A 9,217-nucleotide genomic window follows, 5' to 3' on the forward strand; every position below is an offset into this window, starting at 1 on the left:
TACAGGTCTTTGATCGTGGACATGATCTGCGGCTGGCTGTACCACCCGCCCACGCCCTCAGGGCCGAAGTCCACGTACCAGTAGCCGGTGTGCTCGATCAGGCCGGTCGAGAACTCCCGGCGGATGGCGGCGAGGCTTTCCGTCAGATTCTGCGTCCGGCCATGCTCCTCACGCGGGTGGAGGTATGTTCGCGTGTCGGCCTCGATGATGTGGGCCTTGCCGGCCACGTTGAAGGCGTACGCCAGGCTGCGCAGCCGCCCGTCCATGCCCATCAGGCGGTGCCCGTACTCATACGGGGCCACAAAGTAGTCGATGAACGGCGACTTGAGCAGCCGCAACAGCTCCAGGTGACCGCCCTGCGTCTGCGGCAAGACGCCCATGAAGTAGCCGTAGTAGATGCCATAGATGGCGCGCCCGCCCGTGGCCTGCTTGGCCAGCTTGCCGAAGTGCTCGATGGCGTCGGCAGTCACCTTCTGGTGACAGCGGTAGTAGTCCACGACGCGCTGCTCTTTGGTCGGGTCGCGGAAGGAGGCGAGCGTGGCATTCCGGCGCGGCTCGACGCCGGGCACGGTCGCAGTGTTCAGCCGTGCCTGCGGGTCGTGCCAGGCGGCCTGCAGCTTCGCGTCTGTGCCATAGCGAGCCCGCAGATACGCCCGGAAGGCCTGCGTCATGGCCGGGCCGACATCCGGGTACTGCTGGGTCCAACTGCCGAAGTAGTGCCACTCGGCGTAGATGCCGTAGCAGGCGTGCCAGCCGATGACGCGCTTGCCCCACGGCTGGCTCTCCATGTGGCGGATGAGCGCCGTCCAGGCCGCGCCGACGTCCTTGAGCCACGCCTCGGACGCGGGCGACGGCCGCAGCACGCGCCCGGCCTCGTCATTGTCGTCAATCTGGTCGGAGGTGGCGTAGCGCACCATCTCCTCAGGATGGGCCTGCAGCCACCAACTGGGCGGCACCAGCCGCACCAGCATGTCGAGGTAGGCGTCCCTGTCCACGGACAGATAGGCCCGCACGACCTGATCCAGCGGCGTGAAGTCGTACTTCCCCGGCCCGGTCCAGCACTTGTCGAGGGCCACGTATGGCGCGTACCCGTGGATGCCCGCGTCGCGGAACTGGCCGAGGACATGCCGCCCGTAGTCACTGATCGGGTCCACGGTGCCCCGGTACGTCACCAGGGGCCGGGGCTGGTCGTTGATGAACAGCGCCGGTGCGCCATGGTACGGCCTGATGGCGGCGCGAGCCGGCTGCTGTCCCGCAAACTGCTCGGGCGGGGCCAGCAGTGTCGCCATGTGCCGCTCGTACGCCGCCCGCTCGGCGGCAGTGATGAAGGGCTGCACATCGAAGAGCGCGTGGTCATACCACGGGCCCATGAAGGCGCTGCCGAGGACGCGGACGGGGGCCCACTGACTGTCATCGAAGCCCGCCGTGGTCCACGCCGCCGGGGGCTCGGCCTTGACGGACCGCCAGGAGGCGTCGGAGTTGATGACGGTCTCCTGCTGTGCGGCCGTCTTGATGACCAGCCGGGCCAGCACCCCCGCCGGGCCGGTGCCGTTCGTCCCCTGCACAGCGAGCACATTGCGCCCGGGCTGCAGCGCGCCGGACACGTCGTACCGGTTCCACGCCGGGCCGCTGCCGATGACCGGCAGGTCGCCCCGCCCGTTCACCCACAGCCTCTGGTTGTCATCTACGAGCAGCCACAGCGTAGCGGCGCGATTCATAGCGCCCCCGGGCGCCATGAATGGCGCCGCTACGTCAAACGTCTTGCGGAACCAGCGGCTCTCCTTGAGGCAGTCGCTGGCAGGCTGCTCGGGGTACCAGATCCACTGGGCAGCGGTCTGCTGGGCCAGGCACGGCCCGGCACAGGCCAGAAGGACAGTCACCACGACTGAACGCATGGCATCACACAGCCTTCCAGGAGGTAGAGCGGGCGCCGCGGGGTCTGCCGCTCTCGTCGGGGTCTGTCCCCTGCAGACCGGCCGCGGCCGGTCTGCAGGGGGCTGACCCCACCGTCCGTAGCGAACGGGGTCAGCCCCCTCCGCAACCGGCTACGCCGCTTGCTGCGGGGACAGACCCCTCATCCTACTGTACGCTGATCTTCGTCGTCGCCGTCACCCCGCCGGCCAATTCGGTCATCTCGATGGTCCATTCGCCGGGGATATCGTTCTTGGCCGGGGCGAAGCGCATGATATGGCGGCCATCGCGCAGGGCGATCGTGCGGCGCCATGTCTCCTGGCCCTGCGGGTCCACAATCCGCAGGCGGCAGGGCACCAGGCTGTCCATGAGGCGCCCATTCTCGCCATACAGCCGCAGGTCCACCCCACTCCACGCCCCGCGCTTGACCGCCGCCGCGTACGACGTGATCCCGATCTTCTCCGGGGCCGACGAGTACAGCGCTACCAGCGTGCCGCCGAGGCGCTCCATCGTCAGCGGCACTTGCCAGCGGCCGTCGGGCAGCTTGGTGAGCGTCAGGCGCTTGCCGGTCCACAGGTCCATCGCCGCCATGCCGTCGCGGATGCCGGCTGCGGGCAGCGTCAGCGTCGTGCGCACCTGCTGGTCATACACCCCGCGCTCGCGCAGGAACTTGCGGCCCTCTTCCTCGGCCACGGGGCGGTCGGCGGTGCGCTTGTAGACCGGCATGCGCGCCACGAGGTACTTGTACTCCTCGTTGGTGTGGACATTCACGCACCACAGCATGGTCGCACCCGCCGCCTGGAAGGGTCGCACAACGACGGTGGGATCGGCCGCCTCGTAGGTGATGTAGTCCCTCATCGCCGCGCGGACGGCTGCCACGCGGTCGGCGATGTTGTAGTCGGCCTGCCCGGGCCCGGCGAAGCGCGGATCGTCATTGCTGACGTTGGAGTCGAGCCGGCCCATCGCCAGATCGCAGGGCAGCCGCGTCGCGCCGGGCAGGTCCACGGCGCTGCCCTTGTCCAGCAGCACCTTGCCGCCGCGCGCCATGTACCGCTTCAGCCCGTCCGCTTCGCTCTGGCTCAGCCAGTCGGCATTCCACAGCACCAGGGCCTCGTACTGGTACGCCTGCCCCGCGAGCAGTTCCTCGCGGCAAACGGGCTCCACATCCACCTGGGCGCACAGCAGGTTGCTGTAAGCATACAGTGTGCTGATCGCGTAGGCCCAGTTCACGGCGTTGCAGGCGAAGGGCATGTACAGGCCGACGCGCTTGGCGGCAGGCTTGAGCGCCACCTGCAGCACCCCGAGGTCATCCAGTCGTTCCGCCAGCCGCCCCACTTCGCGGATCGCCGAGGGCTTGTGTTCGGAGTAGGCATAGTAGTTCAGCCCCGACACGCCGCCGGCCAGGTGCAGGAAGAAGGCGTTGCGGTAGTAGCTGGGCTCGTCGCCGGCGATGTAGAGGTCGGGCGTGGACCACAGGGGCAGACTGCGGTTGCCCAGCTTGGCCAGCTCGTCATAGAACAGGTTGCCGATCTCCGGCTGCCAGTAGGCATTGTAGTAGTAATAGGACAGCAGATCGAAGCCGCCGCCGCCAAAGCCGGCGGGCGGGTATTGCCCCTCGGTCCAGACGGGCACCATCATGCCTCCGGGCACCGGGCCGAACGGCACGCGCGGAGCGACCTCCTCCTTCGCGGCGACGAAGTTGCGGTTGATGAAGCCCCCCAGCTCCCTGAGGGTGTGCTCGCGCCAGAGGATCGTGAGGTCGTCATCGGGCACGATGCCCTTGGGCGGGGGCTGTAGCGCGGGCCCGGCCGCGTCGCCGGTGGGGGCGGGGATGCCCTGGCCGAGGTTGGGCGCGTTGCCCGCCGTCGGCTTGTCGCCCGGCGCGGCTTTGCCCGCGGGCGCCGGCTTCCCGGTCCGCTCGGCGAAAAGCCGGCGCGAGGTGTCTCCGAAGTCGTCGCCATAGAACGCCGAGAAGTCGTCGCAAGTCAAGATGGCGGGGAACCAGGCGGGATGCTGCGTGAGGGCCCTGATCTGCTCGCGCTGGCCCTCACTCCACCCAGCAATGACCTGCGGATGGGCGAGGCTCACCTGCCACAGCGCCGGCCGCCACGGGCTCTTGATGGGCTGGCCCTTCTCATCCTTGCGCAGCAGTGCCGGGTCCGTGTCACCCACAGCGTTGGGGAAGCCCTCGTAGGCCTCGATGCGCTGCACGAACTGCATTCCCAGGCGCAGCAGGTCATCATCATAGCCCGCCCCGCACACGGGGTTGAGGTGGTAGCTCCGGATCTCTTTGAGATATGCCGCGCGGCGGAAGGCATTGGCCGGGACACCGCCCCACACGCCCAGGAAGAAGGGCCGGTCGGGCTTACCGACGAGGGAGAGGGCGACATCGCGCACAACGTCAGTAGCGCGGGCGGCCTCGCCCGCGCGGGCAGGCGGGCCGCCTGCCCTACTGGCATCGTCAGCGAACTTCACCTCCAGCTTGTACTCCCCTCGCCGCAGTCCCTCGGTCGGCACCTTGAGCAGCAGCGCCGGGACGTCGCCCTCGGGCACGCCCAGCTTCCTGTCCTCGGTGTAGTAGGCCCCGTTCGCATCGCTGAGCTTGACCGATAGTGAGCCGGTGAGGACGTTCCCGGTGTGATTGGCGAGAGTGACGAGGCCGGTGATCGGCTCCTCAGGCAGATAGACGGAGCGGGTGCCCGTGTCTCCCAGCGTGATCGTGAGCGCCAACGGCGGGAGGGGCTTCTCCACCCGGGCCGCCTCGGGCACCGCCACCGGCTTCCCCCAGAAGTTGGCGGCCTTGTAGATGTCCGCCAGCAGCGGCAGCTTGACTTCATCGCCCCGTAGCTTGATCGGGAAGGATAGCAGGCCGCTCAGCGGGTACTCGGGGTTCACGGTCTTCAGGAAGATGAGCGAGGCCTTGTCCTTCGGGGCCTCCACCAGCGTCAGCGTCACGTCAGCGGTGTTGGCGGGCATGCCGAACCAGGGCTGGGTCAGGCCCCAACGCTTGCCCTCGTCGGTCAGGACCTGCTCGTGGTTGGGCGGGCCGTACAGGATGCGCTGGTCGGTGTGGACGTCCACCAGTTGCGGCATGAGCCCTCCGGTGCAGCGGATCGGCCCTTCGGGGCCCTGGGCGTAGTAGAACGTGACATCCCCCATGAACACCAGCCGCCCGCCGGCCTGCATGTACTTGCGGGCGACGCTGTCGGCGTAGAGCTTCGCGTCGAACCAGCCCTTCGCGAAGGCGTCCCAGCCACCGGGCTGCAGGATCGGCCCGGGGATCAGCCCCGTGGGCAGCAGCGCCACGGTGCCGTATGCCCCGGCCTTGGCCTTCGCGGCCATCCAGTCGGCCAGCTCCTCGGCCTGGAGCGGCTTGAAGCCCCGCAGGACGAAGAACTCGCGGGTCTGCACCGGCTCACCGGCCCAGCCGACGACGTCATAGCGGTCGTCGGCGAAGATGACGGCCTCGGTCGTCTGAGCGGGTGGGGCCTGGGCCGCCAGGACGGCGGCAGTGCAGGCGATGACACACAGGGCTATCGTCAGCAGGCGCATGGTGGATTCCTCTTGTCGAACGGCAACGGCACGGATCTGCCTCACCCCCGGCCCCTCTCCCTCACTTCGCTCCGCTCGTTCGGGAGAGGGGGGAACGGCAACGGCGACTGCCCCCCCACCCCTCGCCTCCCGCCTCCCGCCTCCCGAATCCCGAATCCCGAATCCCCAATCCCGCCCCCTCATTCGTCCCAGCGCAGCAGCACCGCTCCCGCCTCGTGCGAGCGGAAGTTGAGCATGTCGTAGATGTCCGGGGCCATTGTGTAGGGCACGTTGTGGGTCACGATCTCCCCCACCGGCAGCTTGCCGGCCGCCAGGAGGCGTGCCCCTACGTCGAACAGGCCCGGGTCGTAGTCGTAGCCCGCGCCGCCGCCGAGCAGGTCCTTGTGCAGGAATTCGTGGCGCAGGATGGTGAGCGGGGCCGAATGGATGCCGATGAGCACGACGCGGCCGCCCGTGCGGCAGAGGCGCTGGCTCAGCTCGAAGGCCTCCACATGCGGTCCGGCGGCACAGTGGAGCACACAATCAGCCATGTGGCCGCCTGTCAGCTCCCTGATGGCCTCCACCGGGTCCCCTTCGCCGACGCGTACGCCCGCGTCAGCTCCGATCCGGGCCGCCAGGTCCAGCCGGGAGGGGTCCAGGTCGAGGGCGAGGATCTGCCCCGGCCCCCGCAGATGCGCCCACATGGTCATCAGGAGCCCCACCAGACCCAGCCCGACCACCGCGACGCGCTCGCCGACGCCGATGTTGGCCTTCATGGTCCAGTTGTAGCAACTGCGGCCCCAACAGATGAAGGGGGCATCGTCCCAGCTCATATGAGGAGGGATGCGGAGGGGGGAGCGGGTGTGGTCGCCCGCGGCCGGGGAGACGACATACTGCTGGTGGTGGCGCATGGTCACGACCCGGTCGCCCACCTCCCAGCCGGCCGCGTCGGCCCCGACGGCCTCGATGACGCCGGCCATGGCATACCCCAGGTCGTGGTTGGGCCACTTGCTGTCCTCATCGCCGGGGAGCCGCCGGACGCGGTTCAGCTCCGAGCCCGGGCTGATCAGGGACCGGACGCCCCGGATGAGCACATCTCCGGGGCCCATCTCGGGCATGGGTACGTCGGCGACGACAACCTTGTCCGGCGCTTCGGCGATGAGCTTGTACATGCGGTGCCTCCGGGTGTGACGGCGTCCTGATGACCTTCTCCGAGGGGTGCGCCAACCCCTCCTGTAGCGGCGGGGCCCCGCCGGGGCTCAGCTTGACACTGCCCGAATCCGCCCCTATAATGGCGTTGCAGCCGATGGGGGCGGTCATGGTCGTGCGTGGCTGGCAGTAACGCAACCCGCGTCTGAGGAGGCGCCCGTCTCATGGCCGATAATGGTTCGAGCAAGCCGTCACGCGACGTGGACGACATTAGCCTGGATGATGTCCGGCCGGCCGGCAAGCCCCGTCGGGGCAGTGCCGTGCTCGTGCTGGTGCTGCTGATTCTCATCGTTGTCGTCGTCGCTGTGGTCATGAACAACCAGAAGAAGGCGGCGGCAGAGGCCAAGCGGCAGGCCGCGGTGGCCGAAGGCGCCCGCCAGGCGCAGATGGACGTCGCCAAGAAGAACCTCCAGGCCGCCTACGACCTGGCTGCGGCCGGTGATGTGGAGGGCGCCATCGCCAAGCTCGAAGTCGCCGACGGCATCATGGGCAACGTTGTCAGCGCCGCGAATGCCGAGAAGAACACCGACGCGGCCAGCCAGGCTCTCAACCAAAAGAAGTATGTTTCCGATGCACTGAGCGCCCTGCGGGCCAAGCAGCAGGAGACCCAGGCCCTGGCCATGGAGCAGTTCTCGGGCCTGGCGAGCCAGTTTGGCCTGCAGGCCCCCGCGGCGCCACAGACGACGACGCCCGAGGCGACGAGCACGCCGGAGACCAGCAGTGAAGCGGCGCCGACGTCCGATGCCACGGCGGCGCCAGTGACCAGCCAGGATACCACGACGCCGGCGGCCACCCCTGCGGCTCCAGCGGCTCCGGCTGCCCCCGCTGCGGCGCCGGCTTCGGGTGCTCCGGCGGCCCCGGCGGCCCCGGCGGCCCCGGCAGCCCCGGCAGCTCCGGCCCCGGTCGCTCCGGCCGCGCCCGCCGCGCCGTAAGCGCCAGGCGCCCAGGCGTTGACTGATTGCGAGGGGCGGGCGGCTCAGCCCGCCCCTTTCAGCTAGTGAGGGAGCATATGCCCCGGCTCCGGGCCGCTTGACGGCCAAGCCGGGCAGGGGGGTGAGGCCGGCGTTCCAGGGGCCCACTGATTGTCACCAACACCGCCAGGGAGGCTTCTGCGATGGCCAACGGTAAGCGGGCGGCTCAGCTTGTTGGCAGGCTAAGGGCCAAGAGTTCGTCCTCACGCGACGATGTCGTTGCACAACTGGTCGACCTGGGCTTCGAAGCCGTGCCCCCGCTCCTCAAGGCCCTGGGCAGCAAGGACTACAAGGTCCGCATCGCCGCCGCCGAGGCCCTGGGTCGCATTCGCGACCCGGAGGCCATCGAGGCGCTCATCGCCGCCCTCGGCGACTCGAGCAAGAATGTGCAGGAGGCCGCCGCCGAGGCGCTCACTCGCGTCGGCGACGCCGCCGTGCCCCCGCTGCTCGACGCCCTGATCGGCAAAGACCAGGCAGCGCGCAAGTGGGCCGCGGAGGCCCTCGGCAACCTCGGCGACGAGTCGGTAGCCCAGCAGCTCATCATGCGCCTCAACGACGCGAACGTGGAGGTGCAGCGGGCAGCGGTGACGGCGCTCGGCGGCCTCAAGAGCAAGAAGGCCCTCGAGCCGCTGATCGACGTCCTCGCCTCCGACAATGTCGAGTTGGCCCGGGCAGCCGCCGAAGCCCTGGGCAAGATCAAGGGCCCCATTGCCATCCAGCCCCTGATCGAGGCGCTCTCCTCCCCCAGTGTTGATGTCCGCTCCGCCGCTGCCGGCTCCCTGGCCCGCGTGGGCAAGCGGGCCGTGTCGGCGCTGCTACATACCATCAAGCATGAGGACTACGTCGTCCGCCGCTGGGTGGTCGAGATCCTCGGCAACATTGGGGCCGAGGAGGCGCGCGACGCGCTCATCGAGGCCCTTGACGATCCCAATGAGCGCGTGGTGCACTACGCGGCCATCGCCCTGGGGAAGATCGGCAAGCCGTCGGTCATCCCCCACCTCGTGGCGCTGCTGGACCACGAGAAGGAGGACGTGCGCTGCGCCGCAGTGCAGGGGCTGGCGTCCATCGGGACCTACCAGGTGGTTCAGCACCTGTCGCAGATGCTCGAGGACCCTGACTGGGTGACGCGGCTGACGGCGGCCCGCGGGCTGGGGCAAGTGGGCACTCGCACCTGTGTCGAGCCGCTGGTGTACGCGCTGCAGGACGAGGAGTGGAGTGTGCGGCGCCACGCAGCGGCCTCTCTGGGGCTGGTGGGGGTCAAGAAGGGCGCGGCCGAGCCGCTGATCGAGGCTCTCGACGACCCGAAGCCCTCCGTGGTGCGCGCGGCAGTCGTCTCGCTGGGGCAACTGGGCGCCACCGAGGCGGTGCCGCGGCTCAAGGAGCTGCTGAAGCACTCGGACGACAAGGTGGGGGCGGTGGTCTCTGAGGCCCTGGAGACGCTGGGAGAGGAATGACCGCCCGCGAGCAGAAACCCCGAGGCCCGGCATCCGCCGGGCCTCTTTCGTTTCCAGGGGGTGATGAGCCAGTGGCTCAGGTCTGGGTGTGCAAGGAGACACTCAGGCGGCGGGTGCCGCGTCGTGTGCGGCGGGCCCCGC

5 protein-coding genes are annotated in these 9,217 nt (G+C 69.2%); 2 read left to right on the forward strand and 3 right to left on the reverse strand.

Annotated features, from left to right (window positions below; all coding sequences use genetic code 11):
* The 3 genes from LLH23_20970 to LLH23_20980 all read right to left on the reverse strand — a co-directional run.
* Positions 1-1,895, reverse strand: a 1,895-nt coding sequence (locus LLH23_20970) for a beta-galactosidase (protein ID MCE5240941.1), incomplete at its 3' end; no start/stop codon positions are given.
* 184 nt (positions 1,896-2,079) lie between these two features.
* On the reverse strand, positions 2,080-5,463 hold the full coding sequence (locus LLH23_20975; protein MCE5240942.1) for a hypothetical protein: 3,384 nt from the start codon (positions 5,461-5,463) through the stop codon (positions 2,080-2,082).
* A gap of 179 nt (positions 5,464-5,642) precedes the next feature.
* Positions 5,643-6,614 carry a zinc-binding dehydrogenase gene (locus LLH23_20980; protein ID MCE5240943.1) on the reverse strand — a complete coding sequence of 324 codons (972 nt, stop codon included), beginning with the start codon at positions 6,612-6,614 and terminating at the stop codon, positions 5,643-5,645.
* A gap of 201 nt (positions 6,615-6,815) precedes the next feature.
* Here LLH23_20980 and LLH23_20985 point away from each other — a divergent pair, with 201 nt between their 5' ends.
* Both LLH23_20985 and LLH23_20990 read left to right on the forward strand, forming a co-directional pair.
* Positions 6,816-7,583, forward strand: coding sequence for a hypothetical protein (locus tag LLH23_20985; GenBank protein ID MCE5240944.1), 768 nt, complete (start codon positions 6,816-6,818; stop codon positions 7,581-7,583).
* 182 nt (positions 7,584-7,765) lie between these two features.
* Positions 7,766-9,076: a HEAT repeat domain-containing protein gene (locus LLH23_20990; protein MCE5240945.1), complete on the forward strand. Its 1,311-nt coding sequence runs from the start codon at positions 7,766-7,768 to the stop codon at positions 9,074-9,076.
* The last annotated feature ends 141 nt before the right edge of the window (positions 9,077-9,217 follow it).

The organism is bacterium, from assembly GCA_021372615.1.
Taxonomy (GTDB): Bacteria; Armatimonadota; Zipacnadia; order Zipacnadales; family UBA11051; genus JAJFUB01.